This is a genomic window from Myxococcus sp. AM009 (assembly GCF_013372605.1).
Classification (GTDB): domain Bacteria; phylum Myxococcota; class Myxococcia; order Myxococcales; family Myxococcaceae; genus Myxococcus; species Myxococcus vastator.
Map to the genome: position 1 here is coordinate 1 of NZ_JABXEP010000100.1, position 21853 is coordinate 21853.

Annotated in this window: 21 protein-coding genes; 11 read left to right on the forward strand and 10 right to left on the reverse strand. The window is 70.7% G+C overall.

The features are described from left to right. A partial coding sequence (locus HV824_RS23100) for a hypothetical protein (RefSeq protein WP_176424223.1) occupies nucleotides 1–959 on the forward strand: 959 nt, incomplete at its 5' end. A 17-nt stretch (nucleotides 960–976) separates the two neighbouring features. Here the strand turns inward: HV824_RS23100 and HV824_RS23105 are convergent. Continuing rightward, nucleotides 977–2572: a sigma 54-interacting transcriptional regulator gene (locus HV824_RS23105; RefSeq protein ID WP_176424224.1), complete on the reverse strand. Its 1596-nt coding sequence runs from the start codon at nucleotides 2570–2572 to the stop codon at nucleotides 977–979. A 439-nt stretch (nucleotides 2573–3011) separates the two neighbouring features. Between HV824_RS23105 and HV824_RS23110 the strand changes: the two genes are divergently transcribed. The 5 genes from HV824_RS23110 (at nucleotide 3012) to HV824_RS23130 (ending at nucleotide 7034) form a co-directional block, all read left to right on the forward strand. After that, entirely contained in the window at nucleotides 3012–3566 is a 555-nt protein-coding gene (locus HV824_RS23110) for a peroxiredoxin (protein WP_002638271.1), read from the forward strand. Between the two features lie 6 nt (nucleotides 3567–3572). Next, nucleotides 3573–4097, forward strand: coding sequence for a carboxymuconolactone decarboxylase family protein (locus HV824_RS23115; protein WP_176416433.1), 525 nt, complete (start codon nucleotides 3573–3575; stop codon nucleotides 4095–4097). A 129-nt stretch (nucleotides 4098–4226) separates the two neighbouring features. Then, nucleotides 4227–4703, forward strand: a complete 477-nt coding sequence (dps, locus tag HV824_RS23120) for a DNA starvation/stationary phase protection protein Dps (protein WP_176416432.1) — start codon at nucleotides 4227–4229, stop codon at nucleotides 4701–4703. Between the two features lie 176 nt (nucleotides 4704–4879). Then, nucleotides 4880–5686 (forward strand): hypothetical protein, encoded by an 807-nt coding sequence (locus HV824_RS23125; protein WP_255208267.1) that lies wholly within the window; start codon nucleotides 4880–4882, stop codon nucleotides 5684–5686. 55 nt (nucleotides 5687–5741) lie between these two features. Further along, entirely contained in the window at nucleotides 5742–7034 is a 1293-nt protein-coding gene (locus HV824_RS23130) for a pyridoxal phosphate-dependent aminotransferase (RefSeq protein WP_176424225.1), read from the forward strand. Nucleotides 7035–7093: 59 nt separating this feature from the next. On the opposite strand, the gene HV824_RS23135 is transcribed toward HV824_RS23130, so the two are convergent. Both HV824_RS23135 and HV824_RS23140 read right to left on the reverse strand, forming a co-directional pair. Beyond that, nucleotides 7094–7699 (reverse strand): cyclopropane-fatty-acyl-phospholipid synthase family protein, encoded by a 606-nt coding sequence (locus HV824_RS23135; RefSeq protein WP_176424226.1) that lies wholly within the window; start codon nucleotides 7697–7699, stop codon nucleotides 7094–7096. Further along, nucleotides 7696–9063: an APC family permease gene (locus tag HV824_RS23140; protein ID WP_368738094.1), complete on the reverse strand. Its 1368-nt coding sequence runs from the start codon at nucleotides 9061–9063 to the stop codon at nucleotides 7696–7698. Before HV824_RS23140 ends, HV824_RS23135 begins: the two co-directional genes overlap by 4 nt. A gap of 240 nt (nucleotides 9064–9303) precedes the next feature. Here HV824_RS23140 and HV824_RS23145 point away from each other — a divergent pair, with 240 nt between their 5' ends. Continuing rightward, nucleotides 9304–10560: an MFS transporter gene (locus HV824_RS23145; protein WP_176416428.1), complete on the forward strand. Its 1257-nt coding sequence runs from the start codon at nucleotides 9304–9306 to the stop codon at nucleotides 10558–10560. Nucleotides 10561–10596: 36 nt separating this feature from the next. On the opposite strand, the gene HV824_RS23150 is transcribed toward HV824_RS23145, so the two are convergent. From HV824_RS23150 to HV824_RS23160, 3 genes are all read right to left on the reverse strand, one after another. Further along, nucleotides 10597–11271 (reverse strand): DNA-3-methyladenine glycosylase, encoded by a 675-nt coding sequence (locus HV824_RS23150; RefSeq protein ID WP_176416427.1) that lies wholly within the window; start codon nucleotides 11269–11271, stop codon nucleotides 10597–10599. Nucleotides 11272–11341: 70 nt separating this feature from the next. Next, nucleotides 11342–11830, reverse strand: a complete 489-nt coding sequence (locus HV824_RS23155; RefSeq protein WP_176416426.1) for a hemerythrin domain-containing protein — start codon at nucleotides 11828–11830, stop codon at nucleotides 11342–11344. Between the two features lie 54 nt (nucleotides 11831–11884). Beyond that, complete coding sequence (locus HV824_RS23160) at nucleotides 11885–13399, reverse strand: FAD-dependent oxidoreductase (RefSeq protein WP_176424228.1); 1515 nt, start codon at nucleotides 13397–13399, stop codon at nucleotides 11885–11887. A 214-nt stretch (nucleotides 13400–13613) separates the two neighbouring features. Here HV824_RS23160 and HV824_RS23165 point away from each other — a divergent pair, with 214 nt between their 5' ends. From HV824_RS23165 to HV824_RS23180, 4 genes are read left to right on the forward strand one after another with little or no spacing between them, the layout of a single operon-like run. Next, the gene (locus HV824_RS23165; RefSeq protein WP_163783165.1) at nucleotides 13614–13805 is read left to right on the forward strand and encodes a hypothetical protein; all 192 of its coding nucleotides are present in this window, start codon (nucleotides 13614–13616) and stop codon (nucleotides 13803–13805) included. A 4-nt stretch (nucleotides 13806–13809) separates the two neighbouring features. Then, nucleotides 13810–15915, forward strand: coding sequence for an ATP-binding protein (locus HV824_RS23170; RefSeq protein WP_176424229.1), 2106 nt, complete (start codon nucleotides 13810–13812; stop codon nucleotides 15913–15915). Further along, entirely contained in the window at nucleotides 15912–16322 is a 411-nt protein-coding gene (locus tag HV824_RS23175) for a response regulator (RefSeq protein ID WP_176416423.1), read from the forward strand. The genes HV824_RS23170 and HV824_RS23175 overlap by 4 nt, the downstream gene beginning before the upstream one ends. 8 nt (nucleotides 16323–16330) lie before the next feature. Continuing rightward, nucleotides 16331–17164, forward strand: a complete 834-nt coding sequence (locus HV824_RS23180; RefSeq protein WP_176416422.1) for a GvpL/GvpF family gas vesicle protein — start codon at nucleotides 16331–16333, stop codon at nucleotides 17162–17164. Between the two features lie 19 nt (nucleotides 17165–17183). On the opposite strand, the gene HV824_RS23185 is transcribed toward HV824_RS23180, so the two are convergent. Genes HV824_RS23185 through HV824_RS23200 form a run of 4 tightly spaced genes read right to left on the reverse strand, consistent with a single transcriptional unit; the run spans nucleotide 17184 to nucleotide 21809 of the window. Continuing rightward, a complete protein-coding gene (locus HV824_RS23185) occupies nucleotides 17184–18299 on the reverse strand; it encodes a hypothetical protein (RefSeq protein WP_176416421.1) in 1116 nt (371 codons plus the stop codon). Next, a complete protein-coding gene (locus HV824_RS23190) occupies nucleotides 18296–20164 on the reverse strand; it encodes a Gldg family protein (protein ID WP_176424230.1) in 1869 nt (622 codons plus the stop codon). The genes HV824_RS23185 and HV824_RS23190 overlap by 4 nt, the downstream gene beginning before the upstream one ends. Continuing rightward, nucleotides 20161–20883: an ABC transporter permease gene (locus HV824_RS23195; RefSeq protein WP_176416419.1), complete on the reverse strand. Its 723-nt coding sequence runs from the start codon at nucleotides 20881–20883 to the stop codon at nucleotides 20161–20163. The genes HV824_RS23190 and HV824_RS23195 overlap by 4 nt, the downstream gene beginning before the upstream one ends. Next, nucleotides 20880–21809, reverse strand: a complete 930-nt coding sequence (locus HV824_RS23200; RefSeq protein WP_176416418.1) for an ABC transporter ATP-binding protein — start codon at nucleotides 21807–21809, stop codon at nucleotides 20880–20882. The genes HV824_RS23195 and HV824_RS23200 overlap by 4 nt, the downstream gene beginning before the upstream one ends. Nucleotides 21810–21853: the final 44 nt, after the last annotated feature.

Below are 21853 nucleotides of genomic sequence, written 5' to 3' on the forward strand. Positions count from 1 at the left end.
GCGGCGAGGACATGCCCAAGTTCTTCACCGACGCGCTCAAGGGCGCCGACGACGTCATGGGGCCGCTGTCCAAGGTGGACGACGTGCTGCGCAAGCTGGGCCTCCCCTCGCTGCCGCTGGGTGACATCGCCGCGGCGGGCAACCAGGCGCTCCAGAACCTCAGCAAGGCCATCGCCGACGGCAACAAGCTGGTGTTCGAGGAGGTGGGCCAGGAGTTCGCCCGCTTCGTGGAGACCTTCCAGGGCGACACCCAGCATGACGCCGCCAAGGTGGAGCAGTACCTGGGCGGCTTCCCCGCGGACAAGCCGCTGCTGAAGGAGGCCTTCGGCCACTACGCCCAGGCCATGTTCGAGAAGGACCCGAACAAGAAGGCCGAGCTGATGCTCCTGGCCAACAACCAGGTGGGCCTGCACGAGCAGACGCAGCTGCAGCCCTACGTCGACAAGGCGCTCAACTCGCCGGTGCAGGACACCTTCCGCGACATCCTCAAGCAGACCGTCGAGTCGCAAATCAACGCGCTCCCCTTCCCCGCCAACCTCGCGGGCAAGGCGGCCTTGAAGACGGGCCTGGTGGACGCGGCGCTCAGCCCCGTGGTGGATGGCGTGGCGAACGTGTTCCGCCGCGTCGCCACCGAGCACATGATGAAGCTGGCCGTGCCGGGCGGCGCGCTGAAGCTGGGCAACGATTTGCCCCCGCCTCCGGGCATGGAGTCCACGCTCTTCCCGCCGCACCTGCGCTCCATCGAGAACCCCGAGCTGCGCGCGCTGCTGGGCCAGCTCGACAAGAGCCCCGACAGCCTCAAGGGCTCCGGGGCCAAGGACTGGAGCAAGCTGGACCAGCGGATGAACTACATCGTCGACCTCTTCCGCTCGCGGCAGTCGGACCCGGCGCTGTTCGACCCGCCGTTCGGCCAGCGGGGCACCTACCCGGTGGCGCCCTCGGCGCCGCGCGTCTCCTAGGCCCGCGGCTCCAGGGCTCACGCCTCGTCGACGACGAACTGCTCCAGCCGGGCGATGCCCAGCTTCTTCATCCGGCTCTGGAGCGTGGACGGCTTGAGCCCCAGCAGCGCCGCGGCCCCGTTGGCGCCGTAGACGCGGCCCCGGGTGAGCGTGAGCACCCGCATGATGTGCTCGCGCTGCACGGCCGCCAGCGTCAGCACCGGGGCCAGCTTCGGCCCTCCTGTCGCGGGCGCCGGCTCCTCCGGCAGGGCCGCCACCACGGCCGCGCCGCGCGTGGGCACGTCGAAGGCCTCCGCCCCCAGCTCCGTCCCGCGCGTGAGGATGGTGGCCCGCTCCAGCGCGTTGGCCAGCTCGCGCAGGTTGCCCGGCCACTCGTAGGCCTCCAGCCGCGTCAGGCCCTCCGGCATCACCCGCATCCCCCGCCGTCCCGTCCGGAGCGCCTGCTCCTCCAGGAGGAAGGCGCACAGCTGCGGCAGGTCCTCGCGGCGCTCGCGCAGCGGCGGCAGGCGCAGGGGGAACACGCTCAACCGGTAGTAGAGGTCCTCGCGGAAGCGCTTCTGCGCAATGGCTTGCTGAAGGTCCACGTGCGTGGCCGCCAGGATGCGCACGTCCGCGCGCACCGTCTTGTCGCTGCCCACCGGCTCGAACGTCTTCTCCTGCAGCGCCCGCAGCAGCTTCGCCTGGAGGTCGAAGGGCAGCTCGCCCACTTCATCCAGCAGCAGCGTGCCGCCGTGCGCCATCTGGAAGCGCCCAGCCCGGTCCTTCGTGGCGCCGGTGAAGGCGCCCTTCACGTGGCCGAAGAGCTCGCTCTCCAGCAAGCCCGCCGGAATGGCCGCGCAGTTGAGCGTGACGAAGGGCTGGTCCGCGCGGGCGCTCCAGCGGTGGATGGCGCGCGCCAGCCGCTCCTTGCCCGTGCCCGTCTCACCGGTAATCAGCACCGGCGTGTCCGTCTCCGCCACCTGGCGCGCCCGCCGCGCCAGGTCTCGCATCATCGGGCTCTGCGACGTCTCGAGGATGCCCTCCGAGTCTCCGCCGAGCTGCGCCTCCAGCAGCTTCGCGTGCTCGTGGTCCTGGCGGTGGAGCCGCTCGAAGGTGGCGCGCTGCTCGGCCGCCTGGATCGCCGTGGCCAGCATCTGCCCGTACACCTCCACCAGGTCCACCACGGGCTGGGGGTACGTCTCACACTCGGCGCGGTCCAGGGAGAGCACGCCGTAGCAGCGCTCCCCCGCGCACAATGGCACCACCATGCACGAATGCCCTGGCGGCAAATCCAGCACCCCGTCGAAAGGGTCCCCATCCCCGTGGGCATGGTCCTCCTCCGTGAAGGCCTTCGCCCGCCGCGTCTCCAGCGCCTGCCGCAGCGAGGGGAACTCCGACAGCTGCAACGAGTGCTGCCGCACCTCCGCGTTGGCCAACGGCCCCCGCGCGGCCACCGACACCAGCCGGCCCTCCTTGAGGAGGAACACCGTGGCCAGGTCGAAGCGCACCACCCGCGTCAGCCAGTCGAGCCCACGGCGCAGCAAATCACCGACGGAGTCCTCCGCCGTGGCCAGCTCGATGAGGTCCCGAGCGTCCTTCGTGCCGTCGATGACGCCTGAAATGTCGTCCTGCATGCTTCCGAAATAATAGGGTTCCACCGAAATTGCAGTGCCGCGGACACCGAGATTTCGGGGTCCGCCCTCCAGGCAACCCGCCAGGCCGGAAGAACCGACGCAGCCGGGCGCCCCGTGGCCCCGTCACCCGTTGTAGGTGAACGGAGCACGCGTTCGCGGCCACACATTCGAGCCGTCGCCTGTCCGCGGAGGGTGCAACCACTTGAGGCTTCTCGTATTTTCCGCTCCGCGCTCGTGAGGGCCCTGAACCGAAATTGCAGTGGCGAGCCGCACCGAGATTTCGTTAGACACCGGCCCAGCGGCACCGACCCAGCGGGGGTAAAATCCAACCCCTTGGAATCATTGATTCGAAGTCCTGGCACGATGACTGCTAAGCGGTAGGACAGAACACATTCACCGGGGTCGGCGCACCGCCGGGCCCCCATCCCAAGGAGCCGTAATGCTGACCGTTGGCGACAAGATCCCGAACTTCAAGGTGAAGGCCACCGTGTCCCTGGAGAAGGGCAAGGAGTTCCAGGACATCACGAACGAGACCTTCAAGGGCAAGTGGCTGGTCCTGTTCGCGTGGCCCAAGGACTTCACCTTCATCTGCCCCACGGAGATCGCGGAGTTCGGCAAGAAGAACAAGGACTTCGCTGACCGTGACGCGCAGGTCCTCGGCCTGAGCACCGACAGCGAGTTCGTGCACCACGCGTGGCGCACGCACCACCCGGACCTGAAGAACCTGCCCTTCCCCATGCTGGCGGACCTGAAGCACGAGCTGTGCAACGCGCTGGGCATCCTCCACAAGGAGGAGGGCGTGGCCCTCCGCGCGACGTTCATCGCGGACCCCGAGGGCATCATCCGCCACGTGACGGTCAACGACCTGTCCGTGGGCCGCAACGTCTCCGAGACGGTTCGCACGCTGGACGCGCTCCAGACGGACGAGCTGTGCCCCTGCAACTGGACCAAGGGTGAGGAGACCCTGACCCAGAAGCTGTCGAAGGCGGGGTAATCCACCATGGCCTCGCTCGAAGTCGTCCGCTCTGAGCTGGCGGACTCCCACAAGGACACCCGCCTCAACCTCCAGGGTGTCCTGGAAGGTGGCAGCCTCACCGCGGAGCAGCGTTGGGGTGTGGCCGTGGCATGCGCCTTCGCCGCTCGGAACGAACGGCTGAAGGAGGCCATGCTCAACGAGGCGAAGAAGGCCCTCGCGAACCCCGAGCCTGTCATCGAGGACGCGCGGGCGGCGGCGTCGCTGATGGCGATGAACAACGTGTACTACCGCTTCCGGCACATGATCGGGAAGGAGTCCTACTCGACCAAGCGCGCCGGGCTGCGGATGAACCGGCTCGCGCAGGTGCTGACGAACAAGGTGGACTTCGAGCTGGTCTGCCTCGCCGTCAGCGCCATCAACGGCTGCGAGATGTGCATGCAGTCCCATGAGAAGGTCGTGCTGGAAGGCGGCCTCTCCGAGGACCAGGTGCACGACGCGGTTCGCATCGCGTCGGTCATCAACGCGGCGGCGGTGGGGCTGGAGTCCTAAGCCCCGCTGTCGCGAGGCCTCGCCGAAGTCTCAAGCGCCCCCCGGTGGAAACACCGGGGGGCGCTCCCTTTTTGGCCGCCGCGCATCCAACCCGCCAAACACGACACGCACACCTGAAAGGAAGACACCATGTACCGCAGCCCCAGCCCCCTCCCCGAAAAGGCCCGCGCCACCATCGCTGAATCACTCAACGAGCGGCTCGCGGACGGGCTCGACCTGCACTCGCAAATCAAGGTCGCGCACTGGAACATCAAGGGCCCGCAGTTCGCCTCGCTCCACCCGCTGTTCGAGACGTTCGCGGTGAGCCTGGCCACGCACAACGACTCCATCGCCGAGCGCGCGGTGACGCTGGGTGGCAGGGCCTACGGCACCAGCCGCCACGTGGGCAAGGCGAGCCGCCTGCCGGAGTACCCGCAGGAGACGACGCGCGACATGGAGCACGTGAAGCTGCTGGCCGAGCGCATCGAAATCTACCTGGACGGCCTGCGGAAGAGCCGCGCCCTCTTCATCGAGAACGGCGACTCCGACTCCGAGGGCCTCACCACGGACATCATCACCGAGTTCGAGAAGCACGCGTGGTTCCTGCGCGCTTCGCTCGAAGGCTGAGCCGACTTACCCGGACGGGCCCGCCGGGGCTGTGCAACCCACTGCACGCACGCCTCGGGCCCTGTCCCGGCCGCGCCTCGTGTTCTCGCGAGGTTGCGCCGGGCATGACAGTTGCTCTTCACGGGGCATGACTCGCCGCGAAGCCGCGGTGTCGTGCAACCCCTGGAGAAGCGCCCATGCGACGCATCACCTGTCTTGCCCTCACCGTCCTCCTCACCGCTTGTGGCGGTGGCGCCCCCACGCAGGAAGAAGTGGACGCCGCCCGCCAGCGCGTGGAGCGCGTGGTGGCGGCCTCGCATCAGGTGCGCGGCGCGCTGGAAGCCCTGGGCGTGCTGCCGGTGTACACCTGCGGGGAGCCCCGGCGCGCCTTCCTCGGCACCGCCGCGCAGGACGTGCGCACGCGGTGGTCCTGCGCCCGCGCCGCGGTGGAGCCCCATGACAGCGTGACGGACCGCGTGGTGCTCACCTTCGATGAAGGCGGCTGTGACGTGCACGGCCTGCGCTTCGCCGGCCAGGCCGCGTTCCTCTACCGCGGCGGCGAGGACCTCATGGAGGTGGAGGCGGACCTGCGCGGCCTGACGGTGGACGGACACCCGCTCCAGGCGGAGGTGGGCTACGGCACCTGCGGCGACGAGACGCGCCTGTGGGCGGACGTGCAAGGCGGCGTCCCTGGACGGCAGGGCCACACGTTCCGCGTCGATGGCCGCGTGGGCATGCGCGCCGGCCTGCCCGTGCTGGGCGGCACGTCGCTGGTGCTGGAGGGCCCAGGCGAGCTGACGGGCCCTCATGGCACCGACCGCCTCACGCTGACGGGGCTGCACTATGAGGTGGGCGAATACCTGCCGAAGGAAGGCACCGTGGTGCTGGAGACTGCGGACGGGCGGCGCGTGGAGGCCCGCTTCCAGCCCGTCCTGTGGCGCCTGGGCAAGGCCGAGGTGACGGTCGACGACCTGGAGCCGGTGACGGTGCCCATCGTCCGCTGAGCGGCCGCGCGCGAGGCAGCGCGTCCGGCGCGGACTTCCGCTAGGGTGTGACGTCGTGAGCGACGACGTTTCCCTTCCGGCATTCCGCGCCGTGCCCCGCACCGGCGTCATCTTCGTCACCGCCGAGGCCACCCGCCGCGGCTACCGCTCCAGCGACCCGGAGTGGTGCAACCTGGGCCAGGGCCAGCCGGAGACGGGAGACCTCCCCGGCGCGCCGCCCCGGCTGAGCCAGGTCACCATCGACGTGGCCGACATGGAGTACGCCCCCGTCGCCGGCCTCTGGGAGGTGCGCGAGTCCATCGCCAGCCTCTACAACCGGCTCTACCGCCGGGGCCTGCCCAGCCAGTACAGCGCGGAGAACGTGTGCCTGTCCGGCGGCGGCCGCGCGGCCCTCACCCGCGCCGCGGCCAGCCTGGGCGCCATCAACCTGGGCCACTTCCTGCCGGACTACACGGCCTACGAGGAGCTGCTGGACGTCTTCAAGGCGTTCACCGCCATCCCCATCCTCCTGGAGGGTGAGCGCGGCTACGCCTTCACCGCGGAGGACCTGCGGCGCGAGGTGCAGGGCCGCGGCCTGTCGGCGCTGCTCTTCTCCAACCCCTGCAACCCCACCGGCAAGCTGGTGCACGGCGAGGAGATGGCGCGCTGGGTGAGCGTGGCCCGCGAGCACGAGTGCGCGCTGCTCGTCGACGAGTTCTATTCGCACTACATCTGGACGGGCCGCCCCGGGCACCTGCCGGTGGAGAGCGCCGCCCGCTACGTGGAGGACGTGAACAAGGACCCGGTGGTCCTGTTCGACGGCTTCACGAAGAACTGGCGCTACCCGGGCTGGCGCATGACGTGGACGGTGGGGCCGCGTCAGGTCATCGAGGCCGTCTCCAGCGCCGGCAGCTTCCTGGATGGCGGCGGCAGCCGGCCGCTCCAGCGCGCGGCGATCCAGCTCCTCCAGGAGGAGCCCGTGGTGGCGGAGACGATGGCCATCCACAACGCCTTCCGGGAGAAGCGGGACCGCTTCCACTCCCGGCTGGAGCGCATCGGCATCCGCACGGACCGCGCGCCAGACGGCACCTTCTATGTCTGGGGCAACGTGTCCGGACTGCCGCCGCCGCTCAACGACGGCATGGGCTTCTTCCGCGCCGCGCTGGACCAGAAAATCATCGCCGTGCCGGGCGAGTTCTTCGACGTGAACCCCGGCAAGCGCCGCGCGCGGCCCTCGCGCTTCCGCGGCTACGTGCGCCTGTCCTTCGGCCCCTCCATGGAGACGCTGGAGAAGGCCCTGACGCGGCTGGAGGCCATGGTGCTCCACTACTCGCGCACGCCGGGCCAGCCGCCCCCGCCGGCGCCCTGACGTGAGACGGCCCGGCCCCTCCACGCGAGGGTGCCGGGCCCAGGCGCCTCACGCCGTGCTCAGCGGGGCGCGCCGCCCGTGCCGCGCTCGGGGACGACCCACAGGTAGAGCGTCCGCCCCTCGCTCTCCACCGTCTTGGCCGGCGCCCAGTCCCCCATGTCGAAGCTGTGCGACACGATGCGCGTGCCCGGCTTCAGCTCCGAGAGCAGCTTGGACTTGAGCCGCTCGTTGACGGAGGGCAGCAGGTAGAGCGTCACCACCGACGCGTCCCCGATGTCCGCGTCGAAGAGGTCTCCCTGGCGGAACTCCACCTTGCTCTTCACGCCCGCCTTGTTCGCGTTCTGGTTGGCCTCGGCGATGCGCTCCGGGTTGATGTCCACGCCCACGGCGTGCTTCGCCCCGTGCTTCTGCACCGCGGAGATGACGATGCGGCCGTCTCCGCTGCCCAAATCATAGACAGTGTCCCCGGGCTTCACGCCAGCCAGCGCCAGCATCCCCTCCACGGCGCCTTCCGGTGTGGGGACGAAGGGAACCTCGGGTGCCTGCACCGCGCTGCCCGCTGGGCCGCGGACCTGCACCGTCACCGACTGCTGCGCCGTTGAGCCCCCCGCGGCGTTCGCGGCCATGCCCACCGTGAGCGTGAGAACCCCCATCATTCGCTTCATGTCGCCTCCTTCGTTCGCTGCAGCTTGGGAGAGCCCCCGCGGGTGCGCGCCGTCTCCACGGCGAGCAGCACACCGCCCGTGCCCAGCACGGCGAGCCCCGCGAGCGCGCCCATCCCGGTGAATGCCAGGCTGGAGTAGAGGACATAGGCGCAGATGCCGATGAAGAGCAGCGGCGTGAGCGGATACAGCGGCACGCGGAACGGCCGTGGCACGTCCGGCTCACGCACGCGCAGCACCAGCAGCGACACGCCCGTCAGCAGGAAGAAGAACCAGAAGACAGGCGCGGTGTACTCCACCATCGTCTCGAAGCCCCGGCGCGTCAGCGTCCCCAGCCCCACCAGCACCAGGGAGATGGCCCCCTGCACCAGTAGCGCGCGGGACGGGCCATTGGACTTCGCGCGCCACTGCCCCAGGCCGTTGAACAGCACGCTGTCCCGCCCGAAGGCATAGTGGGTCCGCGCGCCGGTGAGCACCGTGGCGTTGGCGGACGTCAACGCGGAGAGGGCGATGAGGACGCTCAGCACCAGCGCGCCCCCGCTGCCCACCGCGCGCTGCATCAGGTCGGCGGCCACCGCCTCCGAACGCGCCATGCCCTCCAGTCCCAGGCCGCGCAGGTAGGCCACGTTGACCAGCAGGTACAGCGCCGTCACCAGCCCGATGCTCGCCAGCAGCGACCAGGCGATGGTGCGCCGCGGGCCACGCACCTCCGAGGACAGGTAGGCCACCTCGTTCCAGCCGCCATACGTCAGCAGCACGAACACCATGGCCAGGCCCCAGGTCGTGCCCGACGACGCGGCCGGCGCGGGCGCGGCCGCCACGGCGCCCATGGCGGGGGTGAACAGCAGCCCCACGATGATGACGGCGCCCACGCCCAGGACCTCCAGGGCCGTGAGCAGGTTCTGCGTGCGGGTCCCCTGCCGGAGCCCGGCGATGTTCACCGCCGTCAGCCCCACCACCAGCGCGGCCGCGTAGACGGGCGACGAATACGGCCCCAGGGAGAAGAGCTGCGTGGCGTAGTCCCCGAAGACGAAGGCCAGCAGCGCGATGGAGCCGGTGGGGATGACGGTCAGCCGCGCCCACGCGAAGAGGAAGGCGGGCCCCTTGCCCAGCGCGCGAAACAGGTAGTGGTACTCCCCGCCCGGGTGCGGCCAGGCGCTGGCCAGCTCCGCGTAACACAGCGCGCCCACCAGCGACGCGACGCCGCCCAGCAGCCACGTGAGCAGCATGGCCTCGCCGCTGGCGGACTGCGCGGCCACCAGCGAGGGCGCCTTGAAGATGCCTGCCCCCAGGACGATGCCCACTGTCAGGGCCATCACATCCAGCACGCGCAACGACGGCGACGGCGCGGCCTCACCACGCTTCACGACCTCGAATCCTGCTTGCGGCTCCTGCATGGTGACGTGCTCCACGCGTCTCGGCAGCCTCCACCGTTCGGCGCAAATTGAGGCCGGGCTCCGGCCCTGGGGAGGATGAGCGTAGAGATCGCCCCCTCTCCGTCCATGAGGCGGAGGGCCCCTCTGCACTGCCGTGGACAGGGCCCCACATCCGGACTGGCGAGTGGACACCTCCTCGTTCCCGATACGGTGGCTCTATGCTGGGGGCCAATGAGACTCCCGTCGTCCCGGCTGGCCCTGCTGTGTCTGCTGTACTTCGTGCAAGGCCTGCCCTTCGGCTTCCAGGCCACCGCCCTGCCGGTGTACCTGCGCGAGCAGGGCGTATCGCTGACCACCATTGGACTGCTCGGCGCGCTGTGGCTGCCCTGGGCCCTCAAGGCGCTCTGGGCGCCCCTGGTGGACCGGTATGGCTCGGCGCGCATCGGCCGGCGCAAGTCGTGGATTCTGCCCATGCAGGCGGGGCTCGCGGCCAGCTGCGCCGCGGCGGCCGTCGCGGCTTCGCGGGACGCGCTGCCCGTCCTGCTGGCGCTCATCTTCCTGATGAACCTGTTCGCCGCCACGCAGGACATCGCGGTGGATGGCTTCGCCGTGGACACCCTGCGCCCCAGTGAGCTGGGCCTGGGCAACACCGCGCAGGTGGTGGGCTACAAGCTGGGGATGCTGACGGGCGGCGGGCTGTTGGTGTGGGCCAGCGCGCGCATCGGCTGGTCCGGCCTCTTCGTCGCCATGGCGCTGCTGTGTCTGGCCGCCTTCACGGTGATGCTCTTCGCCCGGGAGTCTCCACCCGAGCCACATGCCACGCCCGCCGCCCGGCAGGAGCCGGACTGGCGCGAGCTGTTCCAGCGGCTCAAGCAGGCGCTCCTGCTGCCGGGCGCGGGCTGGCTGCTGCTCTTCATCGCCACGTACAAGCTGGGCGAGAGCATGTCCGACGTGCTCTTCAAGCCGTTCCTCGTCGACGCGGGCTTCACCGCCGCGCGCATTGGCCTGTGGGTGGGCACGTGGGGCATGGGCGCGTCCATTGCCGGCTCACTGGCCGGAGGCCTGCTGGCCTCGCGCATGCCGCTGCTGGGCGCCGTGGGGCTCACCGCGTCCCTGCGGGTGCTTCCCTTGGCAGGACGGTGGCTGCTGGCCACGGGGGGCGTCACCGACGCGAGCGTCATCGGCGTCACCATGGCCGAGGAGTTCTTCGGCGGCGCCCTCACCACGGTGATGTTCGCCTTCATGATGTCCCGCGTGGACCGCCGCATCGGCGCCACGCACTACACGCTGCTCGCCAGCCTGGAGGTCTGGGGCAAGGCGCCCGCGGGCCCACTCGCGGGCTGGCTCGCTGACGCGAGGCACGGGCTCGGCCTGGGCTACGCGCCCGTCTTCTTGCTGGGCATCGTCCTGTCCGCGGCCTTCCTGGTGCTGCTGGTGCCCATGCGGCGTCAGCAGCCCGCCCCGAGCACCGCGCTCAACACCGCTTGAGTCGAGGCCACACGGCGGACGGCGCCTGGCGCGCCGTCAGCCCTCCACGGGCGGCGTGTCGGGGAGCTCCGCCGAGCGCCACATGTACCAACTGGCCACCGAGCGCCAGGGCCTCCAGCGCTCGCCAAAAGCGAACAACGCCTTGGGCTTGGGCATCTCCGGCAGGCCATAGGCCTTCATGAAGCCCTTGCGCACGCCGTAGTCATCCACGGGCAGCACGTCGGGCCGCTCGAGCTGGAACATGAGCAGCATCTCCACCGTCCACTGGCCAATGCCGCGCACCTGGGTGAAGTGCTCGATGAGCGCGGCGTCGTCCATGCGCCGCACCTTGGCCAGCGGCGGCACGGTGCCGTCCAGCGTCTTGCGCGCCAGGTCCTGGAGCGCGGCCAGCTTGTTGGCGGACAGGCCCGCTTCGCGCAGCGACGTGTCCGGAACCGCCAGCAGCGCCTGGGGCGTGAACTTCCGTCCCGAGCCCACGCGCTCGCACACGCGACCGAAGATGGTCGCGGCCGCCTTGCCGTGGAGCTGCTGGTAGACGATGGACTCCGCCAGCGCGCCGAACGGGCTGTGCAGCGGACGCACCTGGAGGCGGAAGGGGCCGACCTGCTTCATCAACGCGCCCAGAGTCGGGTCCGCGCGCGACAGGGCACGGCGGACCGCGGGCGTGTAGTAGCTGGGGTATCGAATGACGTCGGGAGGAGGACGTGGCATGGGCGGCGACCATGATGCCGTCGCCCAGCCCCCTTCACGCAACCCGATTCTCGCGGCAAGACGCCGCGGCTCAAATCGGCGCGGCGTGCTCCGTCTCGGACGGGACCTGGGTGCGAGGCTCGCCTTCCATCAACTCCTCGAACTCCTGTTGCATCTGGACGCCCAGGTCCACGAGCTGCTCCTTGGACAGGAGCTTGCGGACCTTCTTGAAGAGCTCGCCCTCTTCCTCTTCGACGTGGTGCTCAATCTGCTCCTGGAGCACCTGCATCTTCGCGTCGAACTCCTCGTCCGACGGCTCCAGGTCCAGCAGGTCGGCGATGAGGCGCTTGGCGGACAGGTGCTCCTCGGCGGCCTCGCGCAGCAGGTCCTCCGTGTCCTGGGCCTTGGCCGCGGGATAGAAGTACTGCTCCTCGATGGAGGCGTGCGCGCTCAAGCGGTCGGAGATCATCTCGAAGAGCTCCTGGCGCTTCACCTCCGCCCCCTCCGAGAGCTTCTCGTACTTCTTGAACAGCTTCTTCACCTCGTCGTGCTGCTGCGTCAACAGTGCGATAGCGTCCATGTTCGCCCTCTCCCGTGTGGATGATGTGTCGTGTTGAGTGTGAAGACGTGTGGCTCAGGTCGGCAGCTTCTTCGTCGGCAGGTCCTTCACGGCGGGGCCGTTGAGCACCTTGCCGGTGGGACTGAAGCGCCCCCCGTGACAGGGACAGTCCCAGGAGCGCTCCGCGCCGTTCCAGTGCACGTGGCAGCCCAGGTGCGTGCACACCGGGGACACCGCGTGCGCGGTGCCGTCCTCCGCGCGGTACACCGCGACCTTCTGTCCCTCCACCTCCAGGACCTTGCCCTCGCCGGGCGCCACGTCCGCCAGCCGGTGCCCGTCAGGCCGTGACAGGCGGTCCGCGACGAAGTGGAAGGCGACCTCCGCGTTCTCTTGGATGAAGTCCTTCGCGCCCGCGTGAGGCTTCACCCGCGTCGCCGCGTAGAGCGCGGCGAAGGGGCTCTGCTTGTCGAGGATGGCGTCGGAGAGAATCATCCCCGCCAGCGTGCCGAACGTCATGCCCGTGCCGGAGAAGCCGGTGGCCACGTACACGTGGCGGCTGGCCGTGTTGCGGCCGATGTACGCCAGCCCGTCCGCGGGCTCGATGACCTGGCCAGACCAGCGGTGGGTGATGTCCGTCACTGGGAAGCGCCGCAGCGTGTACGCCTCCAGCGCGGCGTAGCGCCGGGTGGTGTCCTCGTCCGTGCCGACCTTGTGGTCCTCGCCGCCCACGATGACGTAGGCGCGCCCGTCCACCTGCTGCGTGCGGATGTAGTGATAGGGCTCCTGGCTGTCTTGGTACTGGCCCGGCTCCAGCGGCCCGTTGAGCGGCCCCGCCACCGCGTAGGTGCGGTAGGGGTAGAGCTTGGTGTGCATGGCCACGCGATTGAGCGGCGTCGTGGTGGCCTCCACCACGGCCGCGGCGGTGACGGTGCCCCGGTCGGTGACGACGCGGCAGGGCGTGCCGTCGTGGACCTCCGTCACCCGCGTGTTCTCGAAGAGGTGGCTGCCGTCGCCGGGAATCCGGTCCGCCAGCGCCAGCAGGTACTTGCGAGGATGGAAGAGCGCCTGGTCCTCCACCCGCAGGGCCCCCTTCACGGGATACGGCAGCGGCACGTCCTGGGTGAAGGTGGCCAGCAAGCCCGCCTCGCGCGCGGCGGTGACTTCGTGGTGCAGGTCGGCCAGCTCGCGCTCCGTCTCCGCGTAGCGGTACATGGGCACGCGCTGGAAGTCACAGTCGATGCCGAGCGCTTCGACCAGCGCGGCGATCTGCTCGATGGCCGCGCGGCTGGAGGACGCCGCGAGCTGGGCCCCCTTCTCACCGAAGTCGCGCCGCAACGTGGCGTAGGGCGTGTCGAGCACCTCGGTGAGGTGCGCGGTCGTCTGGCCCGTCTGCCCCGACAGGATGCGGTGCATGTCCAACACCGCCACGCGCTTGCCAGCGCGCTTCAGGAGCCACGCCGTGGTCAGCCCCGCCACTCCCCCACCAATGATGGCCACGTCCACCGTCACGTCGCCCGGCAGCGCCGGGAAGTCGCGCGGGGGGGCCGTCACCGTCCAAAGCGACCTGTGCGCCCGCTGCTCGTCATCCATGGCCCAAGGCTAGGGACGGGGCCCCGGAGCGATAAGCCATGGGAGCGGGCCACGCGGCTGCCTGCCTACCCAGCTTCGAAGCGCGACAGATGTACACGGGCGAACACTGTCGGCCCTCTCGTGTTCGCAAATCACGGTGCGGGCAAGCCTGCCCTGGGGTGGCTCGCCGTCGCGCGCTACAAAACCTGGCCCCAGGAGCCGAGGAGCTTCGACGATGCCCGTGGAAAGATTGGCTGGGAGCGCCAGCCTCGTCGACGTCCTGGACCGGGTGCTGGACCGGGGTCTGCGCTGGGACGCGAACGTCCGCGGGCAGGCGCTCCGGGACTGGCCACCCGCGTCCACACACCCCATCGTGGTGAAGTTCGTGGAGGTGCGAACGCCCACCCCTCCTTCCCGCGGAGCCTGACGCAGTGGCCCCTTCCGCCGCACTGCCCAACCCAACGCCCGAGCCGGACGTCGAAGCACGGCTCGCCCTGGCCGAGCACCTGCTCGCCTGCGACGAGCCACGGCTGTGCGCGCGGCACGTGGTGGACTGGCTCACCCGCGAGCGGCCATCGGACGTCGCCGCCTGCCTCGCGCGCGACCGCGGCACGGGAGGGTGGGTCTGCCTCGCGGCCCGGAACCTCTCCGAGGCCCAGTGCGCCGCGCTGGCGTTCCAGCCCGGTGAGGCCGCCCATCCCCTGGCGGAGACGCTGACACAGGGGACGCCTCGCTTCTTCGCCGCGCCCCGGGCCCCGCTGCCGTCCGTGGGGTGCATCGCGGTCCCCCTGGGCCGGCCCGGAGCGCCCGCGGTGGGCTTGCTGCTGCTGTCCGCGGACGGCCCCATGCTGACGCCGGACGCGGCGTGGGTGAGCGCGCACGCCGGGCCCCGGCTGGCCGCCATGCTGCCCACGGAGCGCCGCGAGGTGGCGGGCGGCGAGCTGCTCCGTCGCATCATCGACACCGTGGCGGACCCCGTGCTGCTGACGGACCTGGAGGGGCGGCCCCACATCGCCAACGCCCGCGCGGAGGTGCTGCTGGTGGCGGGGCCGGAGGCGAGCGAAGGCCGCCGCCGGGCGACCGAGCTCAACCGGCAGGTGTTCTCCTCCGCGCTGGCCAGCTTCGCCAGCGGAGACACCGCGACCGTGCGCCGCCGGGAAGTCCCGCTGGTGGACCCGGTGGAGGGAGTCGACCTGCTCTTCGAGGTCGTCAGCACCCCCGTGCTCGAGCCGGATGGCCGCGAGGCCCTGGTGAGCGTGCTGCGCAACGTGACGGACCTGGGCCGCGCCACCCAGGCGCTGGGTGAGAGCTACCGGCGCCTGCGCGCCACGGAGCGGGAGGCCCGCAGCGAGCGTCACCGGCTGGACCGCGTGCTGGACTCCGTGCCGGACCCCCTCATCCTGTCCGACCCGGCGGGCGGCATGGTGATGATGAACGGCCCGGCGGAGAAGCTCTTCGCCACGCACCCCGACAGTGGAGAGGCCGCGCTGCGCCGGCTGCACTCCAACAACGCGGGCTTCGCGTCGTTCCTCGCCAACCTGATGGACGCGGAGGGCCGGCCCCGCTGGCGTGGGCAGCTCGGGCTGGTGGAACCGGCCACGGGCGCCACGCTCCCCATGGAGGCCGTGGCCAGCAAGGTCCTGGGCGACTCCGGCGAGCTGACGGGCATCGTCACGCTCTTCCACGACCGCAGCGAGGCGATGGAGAAGGCGCGGCTGCTGGAGCGGGTGAAGGAGGGCTCCGTCCACCTGGAGGCGCGCGTGCAGGCCGCCACCGCGGAGCTGGCCGAACAGAACGAGATGCTGCGCCGGCAGGCCATCCAGGTGGAGCAGGCCAGCGCGGCCAAGTCCCAGTTCCTGGCCAACATGTCCCACGAGTTCCGCACGCCGCTCAACGCCATCCTCGGCTACACGAACATGCTGCTGCAGGGCGTGTCCGGAGAGCTGAACCCGGCGCAGAAGCGGAACCTCACGCGCATCGACTCCAACGGCAGACACCTGCTGGAGGTCATCAACGAGATTCTGGACATCACCCGCATTGAAGCGGGCCGCATGCCCTTGAACCTGTCGGACTTCGGCATCCCGGAGCTGCTCCAGGAGGTGATGGCGGAGCTGGACCCCATCATCGCGCGCAGCAAGCTGGCGGTGAGCGCCCACCTCGGCCCGCGCGTGCCGGCGGTGTACAGTGACAGGCAGAAGGTGAAACAAATCGTCCTCAACCTCCTTTCGAATGCGTTGAAGTTCACGCATGAAGGTTCGGTGCGGGTGCAGGCGGAGTACGTGGCTGCTACGTCCACGCTCACCATCTCCGTGGCGGACACCGGCATCGGCATCGACTCCGCGAACCAGGAAAAAATCTTCGAGGACTTCCAGCAGGTGGACAGCTCTCCGACCCGGGCCTATGGAGGCACGGGGCTGGGGCTCTCCATCTGCCGGCGCCTGGCCGCCATGCTGGGGGGACGCGTCACCCTCCAGAGCACCCAGGGCGAGGGTTCGACATTCACCCTGCACTTCCCCCGACGCGCGAGGCGCGCATGACGACCCCATCTGAGACCCCGAAGCCCCTCGTGCTCGTCGTAGACGACTATCAAGATGCCCGGGAGATGTACGCCGAGTACCTGGAGTTCTCGGGCTTCCGCGTCGCCGAGGCCAAGAATGGCCAGGAGGCGCTGGACAAGGCCTTCGAGCTGCGGCCCGACATCATCCTCATGGACCTGTCGCTGCCCGTCATGGACGGCTGGGAGGCGACGCGGCGGCTGAAGGGCGACGACCGCACGCGCGCCATCCCCGTCGTGGCGCTCACGGGCCATGCGATGACGGGGCAGTCCGACGAAGCCAAGGGCGCGGGCTGCGACTCCTTCGTCACCAAGCCCTGCCTGCCCGACGCGCTGGTGGATGAAGTCCGCCGCGTGCTCGCCACCCACGGAGGCGCAACGGCGAGGTGAAGCGCACCATGCCCCGGACGACACGTCCCCGGAAGGGGGCGGCTCGCAGCGACAGGCGCACGTCCCAGGCCGCACCGCCTTCGCCTCCCACGGCGGAGACGGCGGCGCCCGACGGGCCCCGGTATCTCTACGGCATCCTCCGGGCCGATGCGCCCCCGGACGTCGGGCGCATCGGCGTGGGCGCCGTTCCCTCGCAGGTGTACGCGGTGAGCGAGGCCGGCCTCGCCGCCATGGTGTCCGTGGCCCCAGGCCGCGTGGTGGACCCGACGCGGGCGCACCTGCTCGGGCACCAGCGCGTCACCGAAGCCCTGCTCCATGGGCACACCGTGCTCCCCGTGGCCTTCGGCACCGTCATGGCGTCCGAGGCCCAGGTCCGAGCGGTGCTCCGCACGGCCCATGACGCGCTGTCCGACGTGCTGGACGCGCTGGAGGGCAAGGTGGAGCTGGGCCTGAAGGTGCTCTGGCACCGCGAGCACCTCGCTCAGCGCCTGGTGCTGGAAGACGCCAGGCTTCACCGGCGCGACGCTGAGCCGGAGGCCGAGCACGAGCGCCGCTTGGAGGCCGCCGTGGAGGACCGCGCCGGGCGCGACATGCGGGCCCTGCTGGACGGCCTGCGTCCCCGTGCCGCCGCCACGCGCGAGCATCCCCCCGTGGGTGAGCGGATGCTGCTCAACACGGCCTTCCTCGTGGAGCGGGCGCGGCTGGAGTCCTTCGAGGCGAAGGTCCGCTCCCTGGCCGCGCGCTCGGACACGTACACGTTCCGCTTCACCGGCCCCTGGGCGCCGTACAGCTTCGTGGACGTGCGCCTGGGCCTGCGTGACGAGGACGCGGTGGGGACCTGAGCCCAGGTCCCCCCGCGCGTCACTTCCCGGAAGCGGCGGACACCGGCGCCGTCACCCGCGCAGCCTCTTCCGCCAGCGCAGCCATCCCGGAGTGGAGCCGGGCCCAGCCCGAGGTGTGCTCGGTCCGGGCGTAGAAGCCATCCTCGGCCTTCGCCACCATGACGTGGCCCACGGGCTGGCCCGCGCGCAGGTAGTCCACGCGGAAGGACTCCCGCGGCTCGCCCCCGGGAAGCGGCTCGTCGCGGCCGAGCAGGTCCACCGGCATCATCCGCCACACGCGGTCATGCCAGTTGCGCGCGAAGTCGTCCGGCCGCTCCGGCGTCTCCTCCGGTGCCAGGACGACCGGGCCGGGGGCCTTACCCGTGGCCCGGAAGGCGCGGGTGCCACCGCCGGCGCTGACACGCACGGCGTCGAAGTCCCCCAGGTCGAAGGTGTGCAGCCGGCGGTCCACCAGGCGGCTGCTCGCGTTCTCCAGGTCCGGCAGCATCGCCGGACCCAGCAGGTACACGCGGCCATCCTCCTCGCTGCGCAGGTACGGCGTCCCCCAGCCGCCCGCGGGCGACGCCAGGGCGAACACCCGCGCCTTGCCGCCCACCGTCAGCGTCAGCTTGCGCGTGGACGTGGCCAGGCCGACCTCCTCCAGCTTCTTCGCGTCCAGCTCACCCAGCGCCCGCATGGCGCGCATGGGCGCGAAGCGGGAGAACAGCTTGTCCGCCACCTCGTTGGCGCGCAGCTCGCGCGGCGGGGGCGGCGCCTCGCGCGTGGCCACGGGCGGCGGTCCCAGCGCGGCGTGGGTGCCCGCGTCCGTGCCCACCGCCGCGGTGGCCACGCCCGCGTCCGTCGCATGCTGAGCCACACCCGCGTCGGCGGCGCCCGCGCTCGCGCCGCCGGAGGCCGTCTTGGAGGCCTTGTGGCCCAGACGCACCCAGAGCCGGTCGCGCTCACTGGCGTCGCGGAACACGTCCACGAAGCGGGAGTCGTCCTCGTAGCGGATGCTGTCCAGCGCGCGCGCCGGGACATCCACCACCGTGACTTCACCCGGGCCCGCGGAGGGCTCGCGCTGCCAGACGACGAACGCCGCGACCAGCGCGGCAGCCGCCAGGGCCCCTTGCAGGGCCAGGTCCCGAACCTTCATCGCTCACCTCCCGCCACCGCGGGGCGCGGCGCGCGGCGTCCCCGCCGGCGCGTCATCACGAAGCCCACCACCAGCACCAGGGCCGGCCCCAGGAACACCGTCGCGTAGAACCAGAGGACGTCCTGCTCCCGCGTGTGCTGGATGGGCGTGTCCTCCTCCGAGGACACGGCGCCGGAGATGGACTCCTCGCCGGTCAGCCACCGCAGCGTGTCCACCGCCAGGTACGCGTTGCCCATGTTGCCCAGCAGCAAATCACCCACCGCGTCCGCGTCCGCCATCACCACGGTGCGCATCGCCTCCTGGCCGGCCGGCGCGGGCTTCTCCACCGCGATGACCAGGGGCCAGGGCCGCCGCTGCTCGCCCGCGTCCAGCGTGAAGTTGCCATTGGCGTCCGCGAAGGTGGCGCCGTGCGCGCGCACGGACACGTCCTGCGCCAGGCCGCCCGGCAACGGCTGGAGCTGCTCCAGGGCGCCCGCGCTCACGAAGACGACCGGCGCCTGTCCCGCCAATGACGACAGCGACGTGACGGACGGGTGCGAGGAGAACGTCGCCGTGCCCAGGTTGCCGCGGTCGCTCTGCTGCCGCGACGTGCGGAAGTACACCTGGTCATTGGCCAGCGGCGTCTTGAGGTACTTCAGGCCCAGCGGCTCCAGCAGCGGCTGGAAGTCCGGCCCCTCCGGCTCCAGCGCCAGCCACAGCCGGCCGCCGCGCGCGGAGTACTCGCGCAGGGCATTCAGCTCCTCGGCGAGGAACGCCTGCGTCGGGCCCGCCACGACCACCACGGCGGCGTCCCGCGGCACCTCGGTGCCCAGGCCCTCGGAGCCCCCGAGCGGCCGCACGTCCACGTTCTGCGCGCGCAGCAGCTCCTTCAGCTTCTCCACGGACGGGCGCATCGTCTCCCCCGGCACCGCGCGCGACTCGGCGCGCTCACCGTGGCCGGACGTGAAGTAGACGACCCGGCGAGGCCGGGCCACCGTCAGCAGGCGGCGCTGGACCTCCTGGTCCAACCGCTGGAGCTGGCCGCGCGCCCGCTCGATCTCCAGGCCCACCGTGAGCGGCTCCTTCCGGTCGCCGCGCGCCAGGACGACGGTGCCGTTGTTGTGGACGCCCAGGGACTTCGCCCGGGCCGGCTCCACCGCCTGGTCCAGCCGCTCCACGTTGAGCAGGCCCGGGCTCTCCACCGCCAGGTCGCGGAAGTACTGCCCCACGGCTTCGCCCACCTCGTTCGCGGGTGGGAAGAAGAGCGTCACCTGGAGCGGCTCGTTGAGCCCGCGAATCACCTTGCGCGTGCCGTCACCGGGCTTCGCGGTGCGGAAGTAGGACAGGTCCCACGTCACGTCGGCCTGGGTGGCGACGAACATGGACGCGAAGGCGAAGACGAGCACGAAGGCCAGCCCCAGCCCGGAGTACAGCGCGCTGCGGACCCGGCCCGTCTCCAGCACCGGCGCGCGCGTCATCGCCGCGGCGGCGGCCTCCACCATCGCCAGCGGCAGCAGGCAGCACGCGAGCAACGCCGGGAAGAGCGCCGCCAGCGACACCGCCAGCCGAGGCGCCTTCTGGGACAACGGGCCACCGAAGAGTCCGGTGCCCACGTCCGACTGGACGAAGTAGAGCCCCAGGGCCAAAAGGCCCACGCCGTACAGGCCCGACACCCACGCCTCGACGGCGCGCCGGTCCGCGCTGGCCGACCGCATGCGCGCGACGCGCCAGCCCAGCGCGCCCACCGCCACCGCGACGCCCAGGCCCGACAGGACGGTGCGGCCCGTGCCGATGCCGAAGAGCCGCTCACCGAGGAAGACCGCCAGCAGGCCTGAGACGAAGGCCAGCGTCACGGGGAGCCCTCCACTCGAAGGACGTGTGCTCATCGCCACCTCCGCGCCTCAATCACCCGCGTGGCCGCGAACAGCGCCACGTAGGTGACCACGAGGTAGTAGACGACGTCACGGATGTGGATGAGCCCCGCCTGGAACGGCGGGAAGTGCTGATTCCACAGTGACATCGCGCTGAAGACATCCGCCAGCGGCTGCTCGGTGATGCGCGCGAGCAGCCAGCACAGGATGAGGGCCACCAGCATCACCGCGGACGTAATCGCCGCGAGCAACTGGTTACGCGCCAGCGCCGAGCCGAACGTCCCCACCGCCAGAGACGCGCTGCCCAGCAGCAGCAGGCCGAAATACCCCGCCGTCACGTGCCCGAAGGACACCTTGCCGTTCACCAACACCAGCAGCGGCATGTAGACGGTGCACAGGAGATACAACGCGAGGAAGGCCAATCCCGCGAGGAACTTGCCCAGGACGATGTCGCGGTCGCGCAGCGGTGACGAGTACAGCAGCGACAGTGTGCCCGTCTGGCGCTCCTCGGCCAGCAGGCGCATGGAGATGAACACCGAGGCGACGACGGTGAAGCCGCTCGAATAATAGAAGAACTGGGACAGCACCTCGGCGGAGCGCTTGCTGGCGCCGCCCAGGGCATACGCGTTGAAGAACAAGCCGTTCAACGCGAGGATGACCGCGATGATGACGTAGCCGCTGAGCGTGCGAAGGTACGCGGACAGCTCGCGGCGGGCGATGAGCAGCGCTTTCACGCGCGCACCTCCTGGCCGTGGGTCAGCCGCAGGAAGATGGATTCGAGCTGACCGGCGCCCTGGTCCAGCCGCAACAACTCCAGGCCCGCGCCCACCACCGCCTGCGCCACCTGGGGCCGTTGGTCGGGCGAGGTCCGCACCGTCAGCGCCACCACGCCGTCCGACGCGCGGTCCACCTCCACCGCGCCAAAGCGTTGGAGCACCTCCACCGCGCGCGCCCTGTCGCCGCGAAGCTCCAGCTCGATGGTGCCCCGGCCGCCCATCTTCGCGGCCAGCTCCTCCTCCGTGCCCTGCGCCACCAGCATCCCCTTGTGGATGATGAGCAGCCGGTCACACGTCTGGGAGATCTCCGGGAGGATGTGGCTGGAGACGAGCACCGTGTGCGCGCCCTTCAAGCCGCGGATGACATCGCGCATCTCCACGATTTGCCGGGGGTCGAGCCCGCTGGTGGGCTCGTCGAGGATGAGCAGCGCGGGCTTGTGCACCAGCGCCTGCGCCACGCCCACGCGCTGGCGGTAGCCGTGGCTGAGCGTGGAGATGAGCTCGCCGTGGACGTCACGCAGGCCCGTCTTCTCCTCGGCCTCGCCCACGCGGCGGGTGGTGTCCCGGGACGTGACGCCGCGGAGCTGCGCGACGTAGGTCAGGTACTCACCCACGGTCATCTCTTCGTACAGCGGCGGCACGTCTGGCAGGTAGCCGATGCGCTGGCGGACCTCGTGGGCATTGCTCACCACGTCATGGCCGTCGATGACGACGCGCCCCGAGGTCGGCAGCAGCACGCACCCCAGGACCTTCAGCGTCGTCGATTTTCCAGCGCCATTGAGGCCCAGGAAGCCAATGACTTCTCCCTGGCTGATGGTGAAGGCCAGGTCCCGGATCGCCGCGTGCTCACCGTAGTATTTGGTCAGCCCTTCGACCTGAATCATCAGGAGTCCTCTCCCCTTCGAATGCGTCGTTCCTTCTGTCGCAG

Bases quoted from the DNA above. Each gene is read 5' to 3' on its own strand.
- HV824_RS23115 (WP_176416433.1), top strand. From the start codon at position 3,573: ATGGCCTCGCTCGAAGTCGTCCGCTCTGAGCTGGCGGACTCCCACAAG.
- HV824_RS23185 (WP_176416421.1), bottom strand. From the start codon at position 18,299: ATGAAGGTTCGGGACCTGGCCCTGCAAGGGGCCCTGGCGGCTGCCGCG.
- HV824_RS23165 (WP_163783165.1), top strand. From the start codon at position 13,614: ATGCCCGTGGAAAGATTGGCTGGGAGCGCCAGCCTCGTCGACGTCCTG.
- HV824_RS23180 (WP_176416422.1), top strand. From the start codon at position 16,331: ATGCCCCGGACGACACGTCCCCGGAAGGGGGCGGCTCGCAGCGACAGG.
- HV824_RS23200 (WP_176416418.1), bottom strand. From the start codon at position 21,809: ATGATTCAGGTCGAAGGGCTGACCAAATACTACGGTGAGCACGCGGCG.
- HV824_RS23155 (WP_176416426.1), bottom strand. From the start codon at position 11,830: ATGGACGCTATCGCACTGTTGACGCAGCAGCACGACGAGGTGAAGAAG.
- HV824_RS23160 (WP_176424228.1), bottom strand. From the start codon at position 13,399: ATGGATGACGAGCAGCGGGCGCACAGGTCGCTTTGGACGGTGACGGCC.
- HV824_RS23150 (WP_176416427.1), bottom strand. From the start codon at position 11,271: ATGCCACGTCCTCCTCCCGACGTCATTCGATACCCCAGCTACTACACG.
- HV824_RS23175 (WP_176416423.1), top strand. From the start codon at position 15,912: ATGACGACCCCATCTGAGACCCCGAAGCCCCTCGTGCTCGTCGTAGAC.
- HV824_RS23125 (WP_255208267.1), top strand. From the start codon at position 4,880: ATGCGACGCATCACCTGTCTTGCCCTCACCGTCCTCCTCACCGCTTGT.
- HV824_RS23105 (WP_176424224.1), bottom strand. From the start codon at position 2,572: ATGCAGGACGACATTTCAGGCGTCATCGACGGCACGAAGGACGCTCGG.
- HV824_RS23145 (WP_176416428.1), top strand. From the start codon at position 9,304: ATGAGACTCCCGTCGTCCCGGCTGGCCCTGCTGTGTCTGCTGTACTTC.
- HV824_RS23135 (WP_176424226.1), bottom strand. From the start codon at position 7,699: ATGAAGCGAATGATGGGGGTTCTCACGCTCACGGTGGGCATGGCCGCG.
- HV824_RS23110 (WP_002638271.1), top strand. From the start codon at position 3,012: ATGCTGACCGTTGGCGACAAGATCCCGAACTTCAAGGTGAAGGCCACC.
- HV824_RS23190 (WP_176424230.1), bottom strand. From the start codon at position 20,164: ATGAGCACACGTCCTTCGAGTGGAGGGCTCCCCGTGACGCTGGCCTTC.
- dps (WP_176416432.1), top strand. From the start codon at position 4,227: ATGTACCGCAGCCCCAGCCCCCTCCCCGAAAAGGCCCGCGCCACCATC.